The sequence below is a fragment of the Streptomyces humi genome, from assembly GCF_001005085.2.
GTDB lineage: Bacteria > Actinomycetota > Actinomycetes > Streptomycetales > Streptomycetaceae > Streptomyces > Streptomyces humi.
In genome coordinates, this window is sequence record NZ_LBMU02000003.1 from 85,052 (window position 1) to 105,603 (window position 20,552).

Here is a 20,552-nt window from a genome sequence, read left to right on the forward strand (position 1 = left end):
GAGGTGGGACCAATGGCACCGCCCAGCTCGGCGAGCGACCGCTCGTCACCACCGGCCGCCCCGGCCTGCCCGGCCCCACCCGCTGCCGCGATCTCCAGCCGCCGGCGCAGCGGTCCCAGTCGCACCGGGCGACCGGTGCCGAGGGGCGGAGACGGCGGACCTACGGCAGGGTTTTCTCGTACGACGGGTCCTGGTCGGAGTCGTAGACGAGCTTGCCGGCCGCGTCGTAGCCCTTGAGATGCGGGGCCCTGGTGACCTGCTCGTGCAGGGTGCCGGTGGCGACGAACCAGCCGTGGTCGAGGACCACCTGGCCCGCGCTGTCGCCGTAGGAGGCGGTCATCCGGGTCACCGAGGCGCGGTGGCCGCCGATGATCCCCCAGCGGAACGGCAGTTTCCAGGCGCCCTTGTCGATGACCGACTGCTGGTACAGCTTGCCGCTGTTCATGTCCGGCGCCACGGATGTCCCCGCGTCACCGAAGGGGTCGCCGACACTGGTGTTCAGGCCGGAGGCCGCGCCGTCCTTGACGGTGCAGATGAGCCGGGCCGGCACCGGCTTCTCGCGGACCGCCACCACGGAGTAGCCGTCGCCGGGGGCGTTGGAGTCGCCGGTGCTGCGCATCGCCAGGATGATCCGGTAGTCGGCCGGCTTGCCCAGGTCGGTGTAGGTCGGGTCCTTGGGCAGGCGGTGCGCCTTGTTGTAGTCGAGGCACGCGCCGAGTCCGGCGGCCGCCTGCTCGAAGGTGATCCCGTCCAGCAGCTGGTGCGCCGCGGACGCCGGGCGGGCCGGGTCCGTCGGGGTCGCCACCGGTGCCGAGGTGGTCGGGGCCGAGGTGGTCGGGGCCGAGGCCGACGCGGTGGCCGGGCCGGACGGGGTGGCCTCGCCGGTCGGGGCCGGGCGGGCGCTGGAGAGCACGGTGGGGGCGGGGGCGGCCGGGTCCGGGGCGGCGGTGCCGCCCAGCGCGTACGCGCCGACCGGGACCGCCGCCAGCGCCGCCAGCGCCGCCCCGGTCACGCCCATCCGGCGGCGCCGCTCCACCAGGCCCCGCCGACGGATCTCCGGGTACGGCACCGGCGACGGCCGCACCCGCGCCGCGTCCCCCGCCAGCAGCCCCCGCAGGCGCTCCTCGAAGTCCGGCTCCGCTCCGCCGCCCTGCGTCTCTTCGCTCACCTGGTGCCTCCCTGCGCGGGCGCCGCGTGGCTCATGGCCTGCGCGAGCCCCGGAATCGTACGCAACTTGGCCAGGCCCTTGGACGCCTGGCTCTTCACCGTGCCCGGGGAGCAGCCGAGCACGTCGGCGACCTCCGCCTCGGACAGGTCCTCCCAGTACCGCAGCACCACCACCGCACGCTGCCTGGGCGGCAGCTGGGCCAGCGCGGCGAGCAGGGTGCCGCGCTCGTCGGCGCGGGACACGGCGTCGTCGTACTGCGCGCGCTCCGGTGGGGCGGCGGTCAGCGCCTCGGTGACCCGGCGCTTGCGGAACCTGTCGCTGTTGCAGCTGACCAGCATGCGGCGGACGTAGGCCTCCGGGCGGTCGGTCCGTGAGACGCGGCGCCACGACCGGTACGCCTTCGCCAGCGCGGTCTGCGTGAGGTCCTCCGCGTGGTGTGGATCTCCGGTGAGCAGATAGGCGGTCCGGACCAGATGGGTCCACCTCGCTCTGACGAATTCCTGGAACTGGGCCTCTAGTTCGGCCTGCATCGGGCCACCCCCTCGCCCTCCAGACCACCGGAGACCCCGATTCGGTTGCCCGCCGGACGGAGCGACGCGGACGGCGCCTAGGGCGTCCTGAGCCGGCGGAACTCGATGGTGTCGTACGCCGTTCTCGTGCCCGTCTCGTACAGCACCCCCACCGTGCCCTTGGCCACCTCCACCAGGTCCGAGTAGGCCGCCTTGAGGCCGGAGAGGGTGGTGACCCGGTCGAAGGTGATGCCCTCGTCCGCACTGGTCCACAGGGCCATGGCCTTGCGGGCCGTCGGCACCGACGGAGCCGAGAAGAGCAACGGAGCTTCTTTGCCCGGTAGTTGCAGGACCGATCCCTCGACCACGGGGACCTGCCGGAGGGTCGGCTGCACGGTGAACCCGGCGTCCAGGGTCTCGGCACCGTCGCTGGACCAGGCGTCGAGCCGGTTGCCGGGGCTGGAGCCGTTCTGGTCGCGGGCGTTGAAGTAGAGGCGGCCGTCGGGCAGCTCGGCGGCGGTCGTCTCGTTGGCGTTGTCGTGACCGCTGTAGGAGTCGTCGACGAACCCGAGGTGCCAGTTGCGGCCGTGGTCGTCGCTGTAGAGGGCGTGGCCGCCGTAGTACCGGGCCTCCCGGCCGGTGTCCGGGGAGCCGGCGCGCGGGGCGGCGGAGTGGTCGGCGGCGACCACCAGGCGGCCGCGGTGCGGTCCCCGGGTGAGTGCGACGGCGTGACCGGGGCCGGTGGCGTACCAGCGCCAGCCGGCCGGTTTCACCTGGGCGGTGATCTCGTGCGGGTTGGTGAAGTGACGTCCGTCGTCCCGGCTGCGCTGCACGAACACCCGGCGGCTCTGCTCCCTGGTGACCTGGCCGCGCATGATCTGGTCCTCGCTCACCGAGCCGTCGTTGTAGGAGGTCACCAGGACGACGTCGCCGCTGACCGGGTCGACGACGGGCGCGGGGTTGCCGCGGGTGTTCCCCTTGCCGTCGGCCACCACCCGCAGCGGGTCCCAGGTGCAGCCGCCGTCGGTGGAGCGTCTCAGCACGACGTCGATGTCACCGCTGTCGCCGGTGGTGGAGTGCCGGCCCTCGGCGAAGGCGAGCAGGGTGCCGTGCCAGGTGCGGACGACGGCGGGGATGCGGTACTGGGCGTAGCCGTGCTCGCCGGAGACGTACGGCACGGAGGACTCGCAGGTGGCCGCCCAGGCCCTGGGCTCGACCGTGAACGCCCCGAGAAGCAGGGAGCCGGCCAGGGCGATACGGCTGACGCGGGTCACAGGAGACACATGGGTCACTCTTCCATGTTCCGGCCGCCCGCGTTCCCCGCACTTCCGCAACGGCCAAACGGGTCACGTGGTTTGGCGTCCCGTCAGGTCCGCCCGCCGGTCAGGAGGGGGTGCGGGCGGCGGCCAGCAGCCGGGTGACGTCGTCGGCGCAGATGGTGAGGGCCGCGCCGACGGTACCGAGGACCTCGCGTTCGGGGTGGGTGTAGGGGCCGTCGGCGAGGGCGATCCGGGCGCCCTGGAGGAGCAGGGACTCGCGTCCCGCGGGGGCGAGATGCGGGGCCAGCGGGTCGAGGGCCTCGTGCAGCTCTATGGCGAGGCTCGCGCCGCCCGGCTGCTCGAAGACCCGGCCGGTGTCGGCGGCGAGGGCGTCCACGAGGGCGCCGAGCTGGTCCTCCGTGGCGTCCTCGAAACCGGCGGCGCGCACCGCGACCGCCGCCGCCTCCAGGGACGCACGCGAGCAGGTGCCGCCCGCGGCGAGGACGGCGAGGGCGACGGTGTGCACGGCGTCGCGGAGCATCGCCGAGAAGCGGGAGGTGGTGGGGTGGTCGAGGACGTCGGTGCCGTAGTGGTGACGGCAGGCGGCGCACTCCACGACCGGGCCGGTGGTGCCGCGGGGCAGCACGGGCACGCCGAGCAGGGTGAAGCGGCGGCGGCCGGTGAGCCGCTGGTAGTTGCGGTCGCCCCCGCAGCCCGGGCAGAAGAACTCGCCGTCGCCGACGGGAGTCCATGCGGTGCGGGTGCCCAGAATGCGGGCAGGCCTGACGTCCCGGCCGTCTCGTCCCCGTACTGGCAGCACGTCGCACCTCCGTAACGCCGTGGCAACATCGCCACCGCTGGCGTGATGTTAGCCACAGGGAGGAGGCGGAGTCAGTACCGCGTACGAGACCTTTCCGTGATCTTCATGGCCGGATGGCCGAGAAACAGCGGGACCCTGATCACCGTAAGCGGTGATCAGGGTCCCTAAACCGCCGGTCAGGGGGGTTATCGTGCCGCGCGGTTGACGGCGGAGACGACCGCCTTCAGCGACGCACGCGTCGTGTTCGCGTCGATGCCGATTCCCCACAGAACCTTGCCGTCGATCGCGCATTCGATGTACGAGGCGGCCTGCGCGGAGGCGCCCTCGCTCATCGTGTGCTCCTGGTAGTCCAGCAGCCGTACGTCGATGCCCAGGCCCTGGAGCGCGTCGAAGAACGCGGAGATCGGGCCGTTGCCGGAGCCGGCCAGGACGGTGTCCTCGCCGTCGACGGTGGCCTCGACGGTCAGGGTGTCCACGCCGTCGGTGTCGGTGGTCGACTGGCCCGTCCTCACCTGGATCCGGCCCCAGGGGTTCTCCGGGTTGGGCAGGTACTCGTCCTGGAAGACCGCCCAGATGTCGGAGCCGGTGACCTCGCCGCCCTCGGCGTCCGTCTTGGCCTGGATGATCTTCGAGAACTCGATCTGCATCCGGCGCGGCAGGTCCAGCTTGTGGTCGTTCTTCAGGACGTACGCGATACCGCCCTTGCCGGACTGCGAGTTGACCCGGATGACCGCCTCGTAGGAGCGGCCGACGTCCTTCGGGTCGATCGGCAGGTACGGCACCGCCCACTCGATGTCGTCGACGGTGACGCCCTTGGCGGCCGCATCGGCCTCCATGGCGTCGAAGCCCTTCTTGATGGCGTCCTGGTGGGAGCCGGAGAAGGACGTGTAGACTAGGTCGCCCACGTACGGGTGGCGCGGGTGGACCTCCATCTGGTTGCAGTACTCCCACACCCGGCGGATCTCGTCGATGTCGGAGAAGTCGATCTGCGGGTCGACGCCCTGCGAGAACAGGTTCATGCCCAGCGTGACCAGGTCGACGTTGCCGGTGCGCTCGCCCTGGCCGAACAGGCAGCCCTCGACTCGGTCGGCGCCGGCCATCAGCGCCAGCTCGGCGGCGGCGACGGCGGTGCCGCGGTCGTTGTGCGGGTGGACGGAGATGCAGACGTGCTCGCGGCGCGACAGGTTGCGGCCCATCCACTCGAAGCGGTCGGCGTGCGTGGACGGCGTCGAACGCTCCACCGTGGCCGGCAGGTTGAGGATGATCTCGCGGCCCGGACCCGGCTGGTAGACGTCCATGACCGCCTCGCAGACCTCCAGCGCGAAGTCCAGCTCGGTGTCGGTGAAGATCTCCGGGCTGTACTGGTAGCCGAACTCCGTCTCCGGACCCAGCAGCTTCTCGGCGTACTCCATCACCAGGCGGGTGCCGTCGACGGCGATCTGCTTGATGTCGTCCTTGGAACCACGGAAGACCACCCGGCGGAAGACCGGGGCGGTGGCGTTGTACAGGTGCACGGTGGCCCGCCGGGCGCCCTTCAGCGACTCCACGGTCCGCTCGATCAGGTCCTCGCGGGCCTGGGTCAGTACGGAGATCGTCACGTCGTCCGGGATCGCGCCCTCTTCCTCGATGATCGAGCGCACGAAGTCGAAGTCGGTCTGACCGGAGGCGGGGAAGCCGACCTCGATCTCCTTGTAGCCCATCTTGACCAGCTGGTCGAACATCCGGCGCTTGCGCTCGGGCGACATCGGGTCGATCAGGGCCTGGTTGCCGTCGCGCAGGTCGGTGGAGAGCCAGCGGGGAGCCTGGGTGATCCGCTTCCCGGGCCAGGTGCGGTCCGGGATGTCCACCTGCTCGTAGCGGCCGTACTTGTGGATCGGCATGGTGCTGGGCTGCTGGCGGTTCGCCATGATTGCGGGGCTCCTAGTGGGTGTCCGGAAGAGGACGGCCGACGACGCAACACGAAGCTCCGCGGGGAGGGAGTCGACCTGGACTACAGGCCCTCGCCGCGGCAGCTAAGAAGAAGCAGCCCGAAACGCATGATGCGACCACTGTAACGGAGCCCCCCGGAGCGAACGGTTCTGTATCAGCATGCGGGACCACGGCGCCCCCGGAACGGTGCGGGGCTGCGCGACCAGCCACTCCCAGCCCGCACCGCATAACACAGAGCAACCACCCATAGCGAAACCATCCCCATATTTCACCAATCATGGTTGCACCTAGTGACACACAGCTAACGCAGTGCCATCGTGCCGAGCATGACGACCAACGGGGGCTACAGGCCCGTCTTCTGCACCATCGTGCCGCCGCACATCCTCGACCACCTCGCCACCCACGAGGACCAGGCACTCGCCGACTCCGCGCTGCGCACCCTCCAGCACGACTCGGCCCAGCGCACCCGCCGCCGGGTGACCGCCGTCCGCACCGCGGCCGTCGCCGCGGTCACCCCGGCGCCCGGGACAGCGCAGCCGCACCGCACGATCTACGACGCCGGCCACCGCACCGACCTCCCCGGCACCGAGGTCCGCGCGGAGGGCTCCGAGCCCGGCCAGGACGCCGGCGTCAACCGCGCCTACGCGGGCCTCGGCGCCACCTTCGACCTGTACCTGAAGGCGTACGCGCGCGACTCCATCGACGGCGACGGCCTGCCGCTGAACGCGAGCGTCCACTACGACGTCGACTACGACAACGCCTTCTGGAACGGCGAACAGATGGTGTTCGGCGACGGCGACGGCCAGATCTTCACCGACTTCACCAGCTCCGTGGACGTCATCGGCCACGAGCTCACGCACGGCGTCACCCAGTACACCGCCAACCTGGAGTACTACGGCCAGTCGGGTGCCCTCAACGAGTCGGTCTCCGACGTCTTCGGCTCGCTCATCAAGCAGTACTCCCTCGGGCAGACCGCCGACCAGGCGGACTGGCTGATCGGCGAGGGCCTGCTCGCGCCCGGGGTGCACGGCGTGGCGCTGCGCTCGATGAAGGCCCCGGGCACGGCGTACGACGACCCGCGCCTCGGCAAGGACCCGCAGCCCGCGACCATGCAGCACTACGTGCGGACCAGCCGGGACAACGGCGGCGTGCACATCAACTCCGGCATCCCCAACCACGCCTTCTACCTGGTCGCCACCGCCCTCGGCGGCAACGCGTGGGAGAAGGCCGGGCAGATCTGGTACGACGTGCTCACCGGCGGCGAACTCGCCTCGGACGCCGACTTCGCGGACTTCGCGAAGCTCACCGTGGCGGCGGCCAAGGCCCGCTACCAGGACGGCGCGGAGACCAAGGCGGTGCTCGGCGCCTGGGCACAGGTGGGGGTGCCGACCGCCTGAATCCGTACTACACAGGGACCCATGCGTATTCAGGTGAGGCGTACGGGCGGGTTCGCGGGCATCGAGCGCCGGGCCGAGGTGGACACCTCGGGCCGGCCCGACGCCCATGAGTGGCAGGCCCTGGCCGAGCAGGCGCTCGCGGCCGGCCGGGGCACGCCACCGCCCGGGGTGCCGGACGGGTTCGCGTACGAGATCACGGTGGACGGGCGGACGGTGTACGCGGCCGACCCGCGGCTGACGGACGGCCAACGCGAACTGATCTCACGGGTGCTGAAGGAAGGCGCGTGAACCGGTCGGGTAACGGGTAGGTCCCGCCCGGGTGTTGGCGGCATGCGACAGTTCACGCCAGGCCGTTGACTTCTGTTACCGGGGGTAAGGATGATCCCGGCCATGGCGACTGACGCGGTCCATCCGACCCCCTCCCTCCCCCGCTTCCCGGACGGCTTCCTCTGGGGTGTCTCGACCTCGGCCCATCAGATCGAGGGCGCGGCCGACGAGCGCGAGCCGTCCGTGTGGGACGTGTTCGAGGCGGAGCCCGGCCGGATCAAGGACGGCTCGACGGCGGCGGTGGCCTGCGACCACGTCCACCGCCACCGCGAGGACGTGGCCCTGCTGGCCGGCCTCGGCGTGGACGCGTACCGCTTCTCCGTCTCCTGGCCCAGGGTCCGGTCGGCGGGCGGCCTGGACTTCTACGACCGGCTCGTCGACGACCTGTGCGCGGCGGGCGTACGGCCGGTCCCCACCCTCTTCCACTGGGACCTGCCGTCCGCCCTGGAGGAGAAGGGCGGCTGGCTGGAACGGGACACCGCGGCCCGCTTCGCCGACCACGTCTCCACGGTCGCGGACCGGCTCGGCGACCGGGTACAGAAGTGGATCACTCTCAACGAGCCCGCCGAACACACCCTGTTCGGCCATGCGCTGGGCGCTCACGCCCCCGGCCGGCAGCTGATGTTCGACGCCCTCCCGGCGGCCCACCACCAGCTTCTCGCGCACGGTCTGGCGGTACGGGCGCTGCGCGCGGCCGGCGCAGGCGACATCGGCATCGCCAACTCGCACGGCCCGACCTGGCCGGCCTCGCGGGAGCAGCCGGACCTCGAGGCGGCCGCCTTCTACGACCTCCTCCTCAACCGCCTGTTCGCCGAGCCGGTCCTGCTCGGCGAGTACCCCGACGGCATGGGCGACCTGATGCCCGGCGACGTCGCGGCCGACCTGTCGGTGATCGCCGAACCGCTGGACTGGTACGGCGTCAACTACTACTCCCCCACGAAGGTGGGCGCCCCGCAGGGCACCGAGATCGAGTTCGGCGGGCTCACCCTCCCCGCCGAACTCCCCTTCTCCGTCCAGGACATCGAGGGCGTCCCGGTGACGGACTTCGGCTGGCCGGTGGTCCCGGACGGCCTCACCGAACTCCTCACCGGCTTCCGCGACCGCTACGGCGACCGGCTCCCGCCCGTCGTCATCACCGAGAACGGCTGCTCGTACGAAGGCCTCGACGACCAGGACCGGATCGCCTACCTGGACGGCCACGTCCGGGCGCTGCACAAGGCGATCGAGGCCGGGGTGGACGTGCGCGGCTACTTCGTCTGGTCGCTCCTCGACAACTTCGAGTGGGCGGAGGGCTACGAGCGCCGCTTCGGCCTGGTGCACGTCGACTACGCGACGCAGCGGCGGACCCCGAAGGCGTCGTACGGGTGGTTCCGGGACGCGCTGCGGGCACAGAGATGACGACGACCCGCGACCCGGCCGGGGAGCCGGCCGCCCTGGCGGAGCCGGTGGCGAGGGTCGGCCGGTCCTGGACCTGGGCGCTGTGTCTCGCCAACGGGGCGATCTGGGTGGGCTGGTACGGCCCGCTGCAAATCCTGCTCGCCTCCCAGGCCAAGGACTTCGCGCCCGGCACCGGGATGTCCAAGGAGACGATGCTGGCCTGGGTGACGGGCGCCGGCGCCGTGGTCTCCCTGCTGGCGAACCCGCTGTTCGGGGCGCTGTCGGACCGGACGACGTCCCGGTGGGGCCGGCGCACCCCGTGGATCGTCGCCGGTACGGCGGGCGGGGCGCTGTCCCTGCTGCTGCTCGCGGGCGCCGGCGGCATGGGGACGATGGTGCTCGGCTGGTGCCTGGTCCAGCTGACGCTGAACGCGGCGTTCGCGGCGGTGACGGCCGCGGTGCCGGACCGGGTGCCGCGGCTCCAGCGCGGCTCGGTGGGCGGCTGGCTGGGCGCCGCGCAGATCCTCGGGGTGGTCGGCGGCACCGGGCTGGCGACGGCCACCGGAGGTGTCGCGGCGGGCTATGTGGCGTGCGCGGTGTTCACGGCGGTGGGCGTACTGCCGTACGTGCTGCGCCACCCGGACCTGCGGCTGGCGCCGGCGGACCGGCCGCCCTGGTCCTGGCGGGGCTTCCTGGCGGGCTTCTGGCTGAGCCCGCGCCGCCATCCGGACCTGGGCTGGGCCTGGCTGACCCGCTTCCTGATCAACCTCAGCAACGCGCTGGTGCTGCTGTACCTCCTGTACTACCTGCGGGACCGGCTGCACCACCACGACCCCGAACAGGGCGTGCTGGTCCTGACCGCGGTGAACGGGCTGACGCTGATGGCGACCGTCGTGGTGGGCGGGGTCTGGTCGGACCGGGTGGGGCGGCGCAAGCCGTTCGTGGTCTGGTCGGGGATGCTGATGGCGGCGGCGACCGCGCTGCTGGCGGCCTGGCAGACCTGGCCGGGCGCGATCGTCGCCGCGGCGCTGCTCGGCATCGGCTTCGGGGTGTTCACCTCCGTGGACTTCGCGCTGATGACGGACGTCCTGCCGAAGGCCCTGGACCGCGGCAAGGACCTCGGCGTGATCAACGTCGCCAACGCCCTGCCCCAGGTGGCGGCGCCCGCCCTCGCCGCGCCGATCGTGACGTACCTGGGCGGCTACCGGATGCTGTACCTGGTCGCGGCGGTGATCGGACTGGCGGGAGCGGGACTGGTGGGGCGCATACGGGGGGTCGACTAGCCCCCGCCCGGCGCCGGGGGCCGGTGCCGGGAGGCCGGTGCCGGGAGGCCGGTGCCGGGGGCCCGTGTCAGAGGGCCCGTGTCAGAGGGCCCGGCGTCAGAGGGCCCGGCGTCAGAGGGCCCGGCGTCAGAGGGCCCGGCGTCAGAGGGCCCGGTGTCAGAGGGCTCCGGCGTCCCGGGCGGTCCAGACGCTGGGATAGATCGGCCGGAAGCCGAGGTCCCGGCGGATCCGCTGGTTCGACATGATCCCGAACCAGGGGTCGGGGTCGGTGCGGCCGTACAGGCCGTCGGGCACCTCGACGCCGTTGAGCCGGTGCAGCTCCACCGTCGTGACCGGGGCGTCGTCGGCGATGTTGTACACCGGGCCGTTCACCGCGGGCGCGTACAGCAGCCGCAGCAGCCCCTGCGCGACATCCGCGTGGTGGGCCATCTGGAGCCGCTGCGCGGGCGCCCAGCGCGCGGCCCAGTGCATGACGTTCGCGAGGTGCGGGTCGCCCTCGCCGTAGACGAAGGGCAGCCGTCCGATCCGTACCTCCATCTCCCCGCCGAGCGCGAGCAGTTCGCGCTCGGCGCTGATCTTGGACTCGGCGTAGGCGCCCCACATCTCGCCGCCGGGCCGGCTCTCGTCGTCCTCGGTCAGCGGGCGGCCGCGTCCGGTGCCGTACACGTTCCCGGTGCTGACCTGCACGAACCGCCGTACCCCGGCGCCCGCGGCGGCCCGCCCGAGCGCCACGGCCGCGTCCCGGTTGACCGCCCAGGCCTCCTCGTCGGGAACGCCCCGGAAGGCGGCCGCCACGTTCACGACGGCGTCGGCCCCGGCCACCGCCTTCCCCAGCGCCTCCTCGTCCCGCAGGTCCCCGGCGACGACCTCGGCGCCCAGTGCCGCGAACGGCTCCCCGCGGGCCGCGTCCCGGACGAGCACCCGCACCTCCTCGCCCGGCTGCCGCTGGGCCAGCAACCGGGGCACGAGCCGCCGCCCGACCTGTCCGGTGGTACCGGTGACAAGAGTGATCATGGCCGTCTCCTTCGTTCTGGTGCCACCACCCTCCGCCGCGCCGGCGACGACCGGGAGAGACCTCCTGATCAGGGGATCGACGGTCCCTGGATAAGCCGGCCGCCGCGGGCCACCCTGGAGAGGTGAACCGTCCCGAACTCGCCGACTTCCTGCGCCGCTCCCGCACCCGCCTGGACCCCGCCGACGTGGGCCTCGCGCCCGGCGCCCGGCGGCGCACCCCCGGGCTGCGACGCGAGGAGGTGGCCGCGCTGGCCGGCATGTCCGCCGACTACTACGCCCGTCTCGAACAGTCCCGGGGCCCGCGGCCCTCCCGCCAGATGCTGACGGCACTGGCCCGCGCGCTGCGACTGACCGAGGACGAACGGGACCACCTGTTCCACCTGGCCGGCGAGGAGCCGCCGCGCCGGGCGGCGGCGAGCACCCACGTCGGGCCCGGCCTCCTCCTGGTCCTGGACCGGCTGCACGACACCCCGGCGCTGGTGACGACCGACTGCGGCGAGGTCCTGGCCCAGAACGCGCTGTCGCGGGCGCTGAGCGGGGACGTGCTGGCCCGGCCGCCGCGCGAGCGCAACCTGCTCCGCCGCTACTTCCTGGACCCGGCCTCCCGTGACCTCTTCCCGCCGGAGGACCGCCCGGTCCGGGCCCGCGAACACGTGGCGAACCTCCGCGCGGTGGCCGCGGCCCGCCCCACCGACCCGGCACCCGCCGCCCTGGTCGCCGAACTCCGCTCCGGCAGCGAGGAGTTCGCGGAGCTCTGGGCCGCACACGAGGTGGCGGTGCGCCGCGCGGCCACGAAACGCTTCCTGCACCCCGCCGTGGGCCTGCTGGAACTCGACTGCGAGGTACTCCTCAACGCCGGCACCCACCAGCAACTCGTCATCCACACGGCCCGCCCGGGCACGGAGTCGTACGAACGCCTGCGACTGCTCAGGGTGGTGGGCCTCCAGAACATGACCCCGAGCCCCGCCTGACCCGTGCCGGGCGCCGGGGCGGGTCGCCCTAGAACCCCAGTCGGCGCAGCTGCTTGGGGTCGCGCTGCCAGTCCTTGGCGACCTTCACGTGCAGGTCGAGGAAGACCGGTGTGCCCAGCAGCGCCTCGATCTGCTTGCGGCTCTTGATGCCGACCTCCTTCAGGCGCTTGCCCTTGGGGCCGATGATGATGCCCTTCTGGCTGGGGCGCTCGATGAACAGGTTGGCGTGGATGTCCAGGAGGGGCTTGTCCGCGGGGCGGTCCTCGCGCGGGAGCATCTCCTCGACGACGACGGCGATGGAGTGCGGGAGCTCGTCGCGGACGCCCTCCAGGGCCGCCTCGCGGATCAGTTCCGCGATCATGACCTGTTCGGGCTCGTCGGTGAGGTCGCCCTCCGGGTAGAGCGCCGGGCCCTCGGGCAGGAGCGGGACGAGCAGGTCGGCCAGCAGGCTCACCTGCTTGTCGCCGACCGCCGAGACCGGCACGATCTCCGCCCACTCGAAGCCCAGCTCCCGGCCGAGCTGGTCGATCGCGATCAGCTGTTCGGCGAGGGTCTTGGAGTCGACGAGGTCGGTCTTGGTGACGACGGCGACCTTGGGGGTCTTCTTGATCCCCGCGAGTTCCTTCGCGATGAAACGGTCACCGGGGCCGATCTTCTCGTTCGCCGGCAGGCAGAAGCCGATCACGTCGACCTCGGCCCAGGTGGTGCGGACCACGTCGTTCAGCCGCTCGCCGAGCAGCGTGCGCGGCTTGTGCAGGCCCGGGGTGTCCACGAGGATCAGCTGGGCGTCCTCCCGGTGCACGATCCCCCGGACCGTGTGGCGCGTGGTCTGCGGCTGGTTCGCGGTGATCGCCACCTTCTGCCCGACCAGAGCGTTCGTGAGGGTGGACTTGCCCGCGTTGGGGCGCCCGACGAAACAGGCGAAGCCCGCCCGGTGGACGGTCTCCGACGATTCCGACGGCTCGGTTGACTGGCTGCGAACGCTCATGCCCCCCATTCTCCCTGATCCACGACACCCCGCCGCACCGTGAGATCCCGGTAACCCGGACGCAACGAAACGTCACGGAAACACAGCCGTACGCGACCGGAAACGGGAACCGGTGACCCTCTGACGAGCCCCCACGACGTTGGAGACGCCCGTGTACCTCGCCGCCGCGCATGCCGACACCGGTGACACCGCCTGGCTGCTCGCCGCCACCGCCCTGGTCCTGCTGATGACCCCGGGGCTGGCCCTGTTCTACGGCGGCATGGTCCGCACCAAGAGCGTCCTCAACATGCTGATGATGAGCTTCGTGTCGATCGCCCTGGTCACGGTGGTGTGGCTGGCGGGTGGCTACTCGCTGGCCTTCGGGGACGACGCCTGGGCGGGGCTGATCGGCGGCCTGCGGCACGCGGGCATGAGCGGTCTCGGGCCGGACAGCGTCCAGGGCAGCGTGCCCACCCTCCTCTTCGCCACCTTCCAGCTCACCTTCGCGATCGTCACGGCCGCGCTGATCAGCGGCGCGGTCGCGGACCGGGCGAAGTTCGGGGCGTGGCTGGTGTTCGTGCCGGTGTGGGCGGTGCTCGTATACGTTCCCGTCGCGCACTGGGTGTGGGGCCCCGGTGGCTGGATCGCGCACCACCTGGGCGCCCTGGACTTCGCCGGCGGCCTGCCCGTCGAGATCACCTCGGGCGCCTCGGGCCTCGCGCTCTGCCTGGTCCTCGGCCCGCGGCTCGGCTTCAAGAAGGACGCGATGCGTCCGCACAACCTGCCGATGGTGATCCTGGGCGCCGGGCTGCTCTGGTTCGGCTGGTTCGGCTTCAACGCGGGCAGCGCGCTCGGCGCGAACGGTCTCGCCGCCGCCGCGTTCCTCAACACCATGGCGGCCGGCTGCACGGGCCTGCTGGGCTGGCTCTTCGTCGAGCAGAAGCGCGACGGCCACCCCACCACCCTGGGCGCGGCCTCCGGCGCGGTCGCGGGGCTGGTCGCGATCACCCCGTCCTGCGGTTCGGTCTCCCTGCTCGGCGCGCTCGTCGTCGGCCTCGCCGCGGGCGTGGTCTGCTCGTACGCCGTCTCCTGGAAGTTCCGGCTGGACTACGACGACTCGCTCGACGTCGTCGGCGTCCACCTGGTCGGCGGCATCATCGGCACCCTCCTGATCGGCCTGTTCGCCGAGAAGGCGATGACCGGCGGCACCGAGGGTCTCCTCTACGGCGGCGGGCTCGCCCAGCTGGGCAGGCAGGCGGTGGCCGTCGTGGTCGTGGCCGTGTACGCCTTCACGGTGACGTACGGCATCGGCAAGCTGCTGGACCGGACGATGGGCTTCCGGGCCAGCGAGGAGCAGGAGCACACCGGCCTCGACCTTACGGTGCACGCCGAGACGGCTTACGATCACGGGGTCCTGGGCCATGGCGCCCCGGTCTCCCACTCCGTCCTTCCCGCCGCTCAGAAGGTCAGCACCCAGCCATGAAGCTCATCACCGCGATCGTCAAGCCCTACCGCCTCGACGCGGTGAAGACCGCGCTTCAGGAGCTCGGTGTGCACGGTCTGACCGTGACCGAGGCCAGCGGGTACGGCCGGCAGCGCGGCCACACCGAGGTGTACCGCGGCGCCGAGTACCGGGTCGACCTGGTGCCCAAGGTCCGCATCGAGGTCGTCGTCGAGGACGCCGACGCCGAGCCGGTCATCGAGGCGGTGGTCAGGGCCGCGCAGACGGGGAAGATCGGGGACGGGAAGGTGTGGGCACTGCCGGTGGAGACGGTCGTACGGGTCCGGACGGGCGAACGCGGCCCCGACGCGCTCTGAGGTACCGGGCGGGCGACGGCAGGCCGCGGCCCCGGCGCAGCCGGGCGAAGAGCGTGCCCCCCGCCACCCCGGCGGCGAACACCAGCGCCAGCACCAGCCACGGCAGGGCCAGGAAGGACGCGCTCGCCGACTCCGTGGTACCGGTCGCGCTGGCCGTCAACGTCACCTTTCCCCAGTCCAGTTGGGGTGCGTCCGGCCAGGTGGCGGTGAGCCGGACCCGCTCCCCCGGCAGCAGTTCGGAGGGGATCCCGGTGAGCGTGCGGCTGAGCAGCGTACGGCCGAACAGTCCCTCCGCGCGCAGCCGTACCTGGGGGTTCAGGGTGACGTTCCCGGTGTTGTGCAGGGTGTAGGTGATGGTCGCCGTGCTGTCGCCGAGGCCGGGGACCAGCGGCTGGTGATGGCCGACGTGCACGTTCTCTACGGCGACGGCGGGCAGCGTCGGACCGTTCACCCGGAGGTAGACGCGGGCGCCGACGGCCCGCCGCACGCCGAGCGCGAGCGTGCCCGTGCCCGGGTCGACGCGCTCGTCCAGGGCCACGATCGCACCAGGGTGGTCGCCGGGCTCCGCTCCCCGCGGCACCCGCAGCGTGAAGGGGACCGTCACCGTCCGGTGCGGGGGCACGGTGACCCGTGCCTTGGAGAGCTTCGCCCAGAGTCCCACGCCCCGCATCCGTTCGGTCACCGTCCGGACGGCGAAGCCACCGTCCCGCGCGGTGTTGTAGGCGTCGGCCGCGTACAGCCGGAAGGTCAGCGGCTCGCCGGTCTTGTTGGCGACGGCCACCTTGTCGGTGAGGGTCTGCCCGGGGTCGAGGGAGAGATAGAAGTACGGCCGCGCCGCGATCTTCGAGGCGACTGGGTAGACGGACCAGCTGCCGTTGTCGGCGGCGCGCGCGGGGGACGCCGTGAGGAGGGCGCCGAGGAGCAGGCTCAGGAGGAGGACATACGGCTTGGCGCGACGACGCATGGGTGCGGACCCCCGGTCGGAAGCGGTCGGTAGCAGTTCTGTCAGTCAGAAGCTGCCAGAACTGCTGTGAGCGGTCTGGTGGTGGCCGGTCGTGTGCGCGTCCGGCCACCACACGGTGGAGTCGGCTCAGGTGAGCGTCAGGGTGAGGACTCCGGAGTACGACCCCGGAGGCGTGAACGCCGGTACGTCCAGGGAGAGTCCGGCGTCGACGGTGAACTGGCCGCCGGTGAGCGTGCCGTCCGGGGCCGACGCGAGGGTCGCCCCGGAACTGCCGACGGTGCCCGCCGAACCGGCCGCACAGGTGCTGGGGCTGCCCGCCTTGGTGGCGCAGGCGGGGGTCCAGCTGAGTCTGCCCGCGTCGATCTTGGCGCCGGGACCCGTGAAGTCGGTGACCTTGCCGGTGAGCGACCAGCCGGCCGGACCGCCACGGAAGTCCTTGACGGTGACGGTCTGCAACGCGCCGGTGGAGGCCCCGCCCTGACCGAAGTCGACCGCCGACAGCGCGACGGAGTCCCCGGCCTGGGACATGGACAGCGTCCCCGCCTTGACGGTGGTGGTCAGCTTCTGGCTGCCGTCCGGCACGGGGGTGGTGTCGTTCACGACGTAGGCGGCCGGCCCGGCCCCCAGGTCGTCGCTCCAGGCACTGCCCTCGTACGCCACGATCCCGGTCGTCGTCCTGTCGTTGACGACGAGCGGAGCGCTGAAGCCGCCGTCGCTGCCCGCGGTGGCGGTCGCCGTGTCCGCGGTCTGGCTGGAGCCGGACCGTCCGGCGAGCGTCACGGTGGCGCCCGGGGTGAAGTTCTGCCCGCTGACGGTCACGCTGTCACCGGGGTTCCCGGAGGCCGAACCCAGGCTGATGGCACGGTTGTTGACCGGGGTGGTGGAGGTCGCCGTGACGGTCTCCGACACCGGGGCGGGCGGGTTGGTGACCGTGCACGGGGTGTCCAGCTCCAGGATGTAGCTGGTGTGGATGTTGTAGTCGCCGGGCGAGAGCGTGATGGCACCCGGCGAGGTCACGGTGAACGTCCCGGTCATCGAGAACGACGGGAAGGTCCCGTAGCCGGGTACCGGGTCGTTCTTCTTCGGCCCGGTCACCGTCACGTCGCCCGTCTGCGCGCCGCCCAGGGTCACCTTGCCCGTCGGCGTCATGATGTCGGCCGGCAGGGCGAGGGCGGTGGGGTTGTTGGCGGCGGGCGTGACCACGGTGTAGGTCACGGTGACCGTGTCGCCGACCTTCGGGGCGGTGTTGTCCACCGCGATGTTGGCGGTGGTGGTGCCGTCGATCGGCGGGAGGCCCGCGACGGCGGGCGGGATGCAGTGCGTGGCGAAGTCGACGTTCGTCCCGGCGGCACCGGCCGGGCAGGCCAGCGCGCCGCCCGCCGTGACCGCGAGCGCGGTCGCCCCGAACAGTGAGATCCAGCGCCACCGTCGGGATCTTCGTGATCCTGGGGGTGAACCCATCTTTGCCCCCTCCTGAGGGTTGCGGGCGCAGCGGCTCCTCTGCGCCGACAGGGGGCCATTGATGTGGAGGGCGCGTGAGAAGTCAATGGAGATGCCGCAGAAAACTGACGGTTCATCAGCTTCTGCGGCATCCGGAACGAACCCGTCAGCGGGCTCAGAACACGAACGGCCCGGGTGACTGGGCCGCGCTCGACGTACAGGTGACGGTCACGCCGAAGATGACCATCTTCAGCGAGCCCTTGTAGAAGTCCAGGCTGTCACCGGAGGCCACCGTACCCGGCAGCGGGCCGACGGTGACCGCGGAGCCGGCGGCCATCGCCGGGTTCACGGTGCCGCTGAAGACCCGGCTGGCTCCGGTGGAGTTGGACATGGTGAGCGTGGAGGCGATGGAGTTCGCCGACAGGGCCAGCGGGGTGGTGATCGCGCTGGAGGTGAGCGTGAGGGTGGCGGAGGTGCCGCTCTGGGTGGCGGTGAGGGTGGCCGCGCCGCCGCCGAAGATGCCGCAGCTGGCGGTGACGGTCGCGGTGGTCGGGGTGACGGCGGCGGCCGAGGGTGCGAAGGCCAGCGCCGTTGCGGCGAGGGCCCCCGCCGCGAGTGCCGCACCGGTGGTGATTCGTTTCATGGGGACAGTGCTCCCTTCCCGTTGCAGGTTGCGTGGGAATGCCATGTGGGGATGGCGACGCCCCCGATTCGGGTGGATGCGGGCACACCGCGGGACGCCGTGTCCGACGCCCCGCCCAGAATCTGACGGTCCGTCGGAACGTACGGTCCCCATTGATGCCCCGGAGACCCAGACCGACAAGGTTGAATTCCGGCCTACCTGCGGGGGCGCCTTGGCGGAGGGGTGGTTGCGGTGATCGCGCGACCGCCGATGGGCGGGGGCCTTGAGGTGGGACCAGCACAAGCGTCCCCAAAGGGGCGCGGGGAACTGCGCGAGCGACCACGACGGCGCCGCAGGCGATTCACACGCCCCGGCCCACCCGAGTCAACGACCGGCCGCGCCCCTTACCGGACCTGACCGGTCCCACCCAAGGGGCGCGGGGAACCGCGCGAGCAACCACGACGGCGCCGCAGGCGATTCACACCCCGGCCCACTCGAGTCAACGAAGCCCCGTCCCTTTTCGACGGAGTCAGTCGAGGCCTCGTCTGTCGGCGGACCGAGTCCGGTGGGTCAGGCGGAGACAGTGGCCCGCACCGACCCGTCGGCCCCCGCCAGCAGTACCGGCGTCCCCGGCCCCCCGAGATCCCGCACCGCGGCCAGGTCCTCGGCGTCGATCTCCCCCGCCGCCGAGACGACCGCCGCCGCCTCCAGCGACTCCGCTCCCGACGCCACCGCCATCGCCACCGCCGTCCGCAGCGCGCTCAGCTTCAGCGAGGCCAGCTCCACGGTCCCCGCCACATACGTACGGCCCGTGGAGTCCCGTACCGCCGCCCCCTCGGGCACGCCGTTGCGGGCCCGGGCCGAGCGGGCCAGGGTGACGATCTTGCGGTCCTCGGGGTCAAGCGCGTTGCTGTCGGTCATGCCCCGAGCATACGAACCCCACACTTGACCCGGTCAACCCGGAACCGACCCGGCCCTGTCGGACCCGGCCCGGTCGGACCTACCCGACCGGGACCGGCCCGGTTCACGGCCGGTCGAGGCGCAGCCGCTCGGCCCTCGGCAGCCCGGCCACGACGAGGTCGTACGAGTCCTCGATCAGCTCCCGCACGAGCCGGTCGGGAAGCCCGCCGTCCACGGTCACCGTGTTCCAGTGCCGTTTGTTCATGTGGTACCCGGGCGCGATCAGCCCCTCGTGGTCGGCGCGCAGCCGTACCGCGTCCTCGGGGTCGCACTTGAGGTTGACCTTGAGGGGCTTCGCGTCGATCCAGCTCAGCGCGAACATCTTGCCGAGCACCTTGAACACGGAGATGTCCGGGTTGAAGGGGAAGTCCTCCACGGCCGCGTTGAAGGACAGGCAGTGGGCGCGCAGCTGGTCCGGGGTCACTCGGTGCCGTCCCCCTCCGGGTCGTCGGCCGCCGGCACCGGCTCCACCAGCACCGTCACGATCTTGTTCCGGCGGCCGGCGGCCGACTCCGCGGTCAGCGCCAGCTTGCGGCCGTCGGGGAGTTCGACCTGCGCGGAGGCCCCGGCGATCGGCACCCGGCCGAGCGCCTTGGCGAGCAGCCCGCCGACGGTCTCCACGTCCTCGTCGTCGTACTCCTCCAGGCCGTACAGCTCGCCGAGGTCGGTGATGTCGAGGCGGGCGGTGACCCGGTAGCGGTCCTCGCCGAGATCGGTGACCGGCGGCAGCTCACGGTCGTACTCGTCGGTGATCTCGCCGACGATCTCCTCCAGGATGTCCTCGATGGTGACGATCCCGGCCGTGCCGCCGTACTCGTCGATGACGACGGCGACGTGGTTGCGTTCCTTCTGCATCTCGCGCAGCAGGTCGCCGGCGTTCTTGGTGTCGGGCACGAAGAACGCGGGCCGCATGGCGGTGGAGACCAGGTCGGACTCGGCGTCCCGGCTGATGTGCGTCTTACGGACCAGGTCCTTCAGGTACACGATCCCGACGATGTCGTCCTCGCTCTCCCCGGTGACGGGGATCCGGGAGAACCCGGACCTGAGGGCGAGGGTGAGGGCCTGCCGGATGGTCTTGTACCGCTCGATGACGACGAGGTCGGTGCGCGGCACCATGACCTCCCGCACCAGGGTGTCCCCGAGTTCGAAGACGGAGTGCACCATCCGGCGCTCGTCGTCCTCGATCAGCGACTCCTTCTCGGCGAGGTCGACCAGCGCGCGCAGTTCGGCCTCGGAGGCGAACGGCCCGCGCCGGAACCCCTTGCCGGGGGTGAGCGCGTTGCCGAGCAGGATGAGGAGATACGGGATCGGGCCCATGATCCTGGCCAGCGGCAGCAGCACGTACGCGGCGGCCGTCGCCGTGTTCAGCGGGTGCTGGCGGCCGATGGTGCGCGGCGAGACGCCGACGGCGACGTACGACACGAGGACCATCACGCCGATCGCGGCGAGCAGCGCCTGCCAGGTGGCGGGGATCTCCTGGAGGCAGGCGTAGGTGACCAGGGCCGCCGCCGCCATCTCGCAGGCGACCCGGACCAGCAGGGCCACGTTGAGGTAGCGGGTGGGGTCGGCGGCGACCTGGGCGAGCTTGGCGCTGCCGCGCCGCCCGGACTTCACCGCCTCCTCGGCGCGGAAGCTGGAGACACGGGCGAGGCCGGCCTCCGCGCAGGCGGCCAGCCAGGCGACGACGACCAGCGCGATCGCGCCGAAGACGATCTGCGGACTCATAC

General features: G+C 72.0%; 20 protein-coding genes. 7 read left to right on the forward strand and 13 right to left on the reverse strand.

The features are described 5' to 3' along the window. Window positions 1-160: 160 nt before the first annotated feature. The 5 genes from AAW13_RS01555 to leuA all read right to left on the reverse strand — a co-directional run bounded on the left by AAW13_RS01555 (window position 161) and on the right by leuA (window position 5,663). Window positions 161-1,168: a hypothetical protein gene (locus AAW13_RS01555; protein ID WP_046729850.1), complete on the reverse strand. Its 1,008-nt coding sequence runs from the start codon at window positions 1,166-1,168 to the stop codon at window positions 161-163. Next, window positions 1,165-1,698 (reverse strand): SigE family RNA polymerase sigma factor, encoded by a 534-nt coding sequence (locus AAW13_RS01560; RefSeq protein ID WP_046729849.1) that lies wholly within the window; start codon window positions 1,696-1,698, stop codon window positions 1,165-1,167. Before AAW13_RS01560 ends, AAW13_RS01555 begins: the two co-directional genes overlap by 4 nt. A gap of 77 nt (window positions 1,699-1,775) precedes the next feature. After that, complete coding sequence (locus AAW13_RS01565) at window positions 1,776-2,951, reverse strand: sialidase family protein (protein ID WP_079178672.1); 1,176 nt, start codon at window positions 2,949-2,951, stop codon at window positions 1,776-1,778. 109 nt (window positions 2,952-3,060) lie between these two features. After that, window positions 3,061-3,756, reverse strand: a complete 696-nt coding sequence (locus AAW13_RS01570) for a TerB family tellurite resistance protein (RefSeq protein WP_046729848.1) — start codon at window positions 3,754-3,756, stop codon at window positions 3,061-3,063. A 185-nt stretch (window positions 3,757-3,941) separates the two neighbouring features. Then, window positions 3,942-5,663, reverse strand: a complete 1,722-nt coding sequence (leuA, locus tag AAW13_RS01575; protein ID WP_046729847.1) for a 2-isopropylmalate synthase — start codon at window positions 5,661-5,663, stop codon at window positions 3,942-3,944. Between the two features lie 348 nt (window positions 5,664-6,011). Here leuA and AAW13_RS01580 point away from each other — a divergent pair, with 348 nt between their 5' ends. The 4 genes from AAW13_RS01580 (at window position 6,012) to AAW13_RS01595 (ending at window position 10,069) form a co-directional block, all read left to right on the forward strand. Continuing rightward, window positions 6,012-7,082, forward strand: a complete 1,071-nt coding sequence (locus AAW13_RS01580) for a M4 family metallopeptidase (protein WP_046729846.1) — start codon at window positions 6,012-6,014, stop codon at window positions 7,080-7,082. Window positions 7,083-7,103: 21 nt separating this feature from the next. After that, a complete protein-coding gene (locus tag AAW13_RS01585) occupies window positions 7,104-7,370 on the forward strand; it encodes a protealysin inhibitor emfourin (protein ID WP_046729845.1) in 267 nt (88 codons plus the stop codon). A gap of 90 nt (window positions 7,371-7,460) precedes the next feature. Continuing rightward, on the forward strand, window positions 7,461-8,807 hold the full coding sequence (locus AAW13_RS01590; RefSeq protein WP_420855420.1) for a GH1 family beta-glucosidase: 1,347 nt from the start codon (window positions 7,461-7,463) through the stop codon (window positions 8,805-8,807). Further along, window positions 8,804-10,069, forward strand: coding sequence for an MFS transporter (locus AAW13_RS01595; RefSeq protein WP_046729843.1), 1,266 nt, complete (start codon window positions 8,804-8,806; stop codon window positions 10,067-10,069). Before AAW13_RS01590 ends, AAW13_RS01595 begins: the two co-directional genes overlap by 4 nt. A 156-nt stretch (window positions 10,070-10,225) precedes the next feature. On the opposite strand, the gene AAW13_RS01600 is transcribed toward AAW13_RS01595, so the two are convergent. Then, window positions 10,226-11,083 carry an NAD-dependent epimerase/dehydratase family protein gene (locus AAW13_RS01600; RefSeq protein ID WP_046729842.1) on the reverse strand — a complete coding sequence of 286 codons (858 nt, stop codon included), beginning with the start codon at window positions 11,081-11,083 and terminating at the stop codon, window positions 10,226-10,228. A gap of 122 nt (window positions 11,084-11,205) precedes the next feature. Here AAW13_RS01600 and AAW13_RS01605 point away from each other — a divergent pair, with 122 nt between their 5' ends. After that, on the forward strand, window positions 11,206-12,054 hold the full coding sequence (locus AAW13_RS01605) for a helix-turn-helix transcriptional regulator (protein WP_046729841.1): 849 nt from the start codon (window positions 11,206-11,208) through the stop codon (window positions 12,052-12,054). Between the two features lie 28 nt (window positions 12,055-12,082). On the opposite strand, the gene era is transcribed toward AAW13_RS01605, so the two are convergent. Beyond that, on the reverse strand, window positions 12,083-13,051 hold the full coding sequence (gene era, locus AAW13_RS01610; protein ID WP_071659382.1) for a GTPase Era: 969 nt from the start codon (window positions 13,049-13,051) through the stop codon (window positions 12,083-12,085). A gap of 142 nt (window positions 13,052-13,193) precedes the next feature. Here era and AAW13_RS01615 point away from each other — a divergent pair, with 142 nt between their 5' ends. After that, window positions 13,194-14,504, forward strand: coding sequence for an ammonium transporter (locus AAW13_RS01615; RefSeq protein ID WP_046729839.1), 1,311 nt, complete (start codon window positions 13,194-13,196; stop codon window positions 14,502-14,504). Then, the gene (locus tag AAW13_RS01620; protein WP_046729838.1) at window positions 14,501-14,839 is read left to right on the forward strand and encodes a P-II family nitrogen regulator; all 339 of its coding nucleotides are present in this window, start codon (window positions 14,501-14,503) and stop codon (window positions 14,837-14,839) included. Before AAW13_RS01615 ends, AAW13_RS01620 begins: the two co-directional genes overlap by 4 nt. Here AAW13_RS01620 and AAW13_RS01625 read toward each other — a convergent pair. The 6 genes from AAW13_RS01625 to AAW13_RS01650 all read right to left on the reverse strand — a co-directional run bounded on the left by AAW13_RS01625 (window position 14,733) and on the right by AAW13_RS01650 (window position 20,550). Then, a complete protein-coding gene (locus tag AAW13_RS01625; protein WP_046729837.1) occupies window positions 14,733-15,803 on the reverse strand; it encodes a DUF7507 domain-containing protein in 1,071 nt (356 codons plus the stop codon). The genes AAW13_RS01620 and AAW13_RS01625 overlap by 107 nt on opposite strands. 126 nt (window positions 15,804-15,929) lie before the next feature. Next, the gene (locus AAW13_RS01630) at window positions 15,930-17,264 is read right to left on the reverse strand and encodes a WxL domain-containing protein (RefSeq protein WP_071659383.1); all 1,335 of its coding nucleotides are present in this window, start codon (window positions 17,262-17,264) and stop codon (window positions 15,930-15,932) included. Window positions 17,265-17,418: 154 nt separating this feature from the next. Beyond that, a complete protein-coding gene (locus tag AAW13_RS01635; RefSeq protein WP_046732880.1) occupies window positions 17,419-17,886 on the reverse strand; it encodes a hypothetical protein in 468 nt (155 codons plus the stop codon). Between the two features lie 549 nt (window positions 17,887-18,435). Beyond that, the gene (locus AAW13_RS01640) at window positions 18,436-18,786 is read right to left on the reverse strand and encodes a cytidine/deoxycytidylate deaminase family protein (RefSeq protein WP_046732881.1); all 351 of its coding nucleotides are present in this window, start codon (window positions 18,784-18,786) and stop codon (window positions 18,436-18,438) included. Between the two features lie 103 nt (window positions 18,787-18,889). After that, window positions 18,890-19,249, reverse strand: a complete 360-nt coding sequence (locus tag AAW13_RS01645; protein ID WP_046732882.1) for an MmcQ/YjbR family DNA-binding protein — start codon at window positions 19,247-19,249, stop codon at window positions 18,890-18,892. Next, a complete protein-coding gene (locus AAW13_RS01650; RefSeq protein WP_046732883.1) occupies window positions 19,246-20,550 on the reverse strand; it encodes a hemolysin family protein in 1,305 nt (434 codons plus the stop codon). The genes AAW13_RS01645 and AAW13_RS01650 overlap by 4 nt, the downstream gene beginning before the upstream one ends. Between the last annotated feature and the right edge of the window lie 2 nt (window positions 20,551-20,552).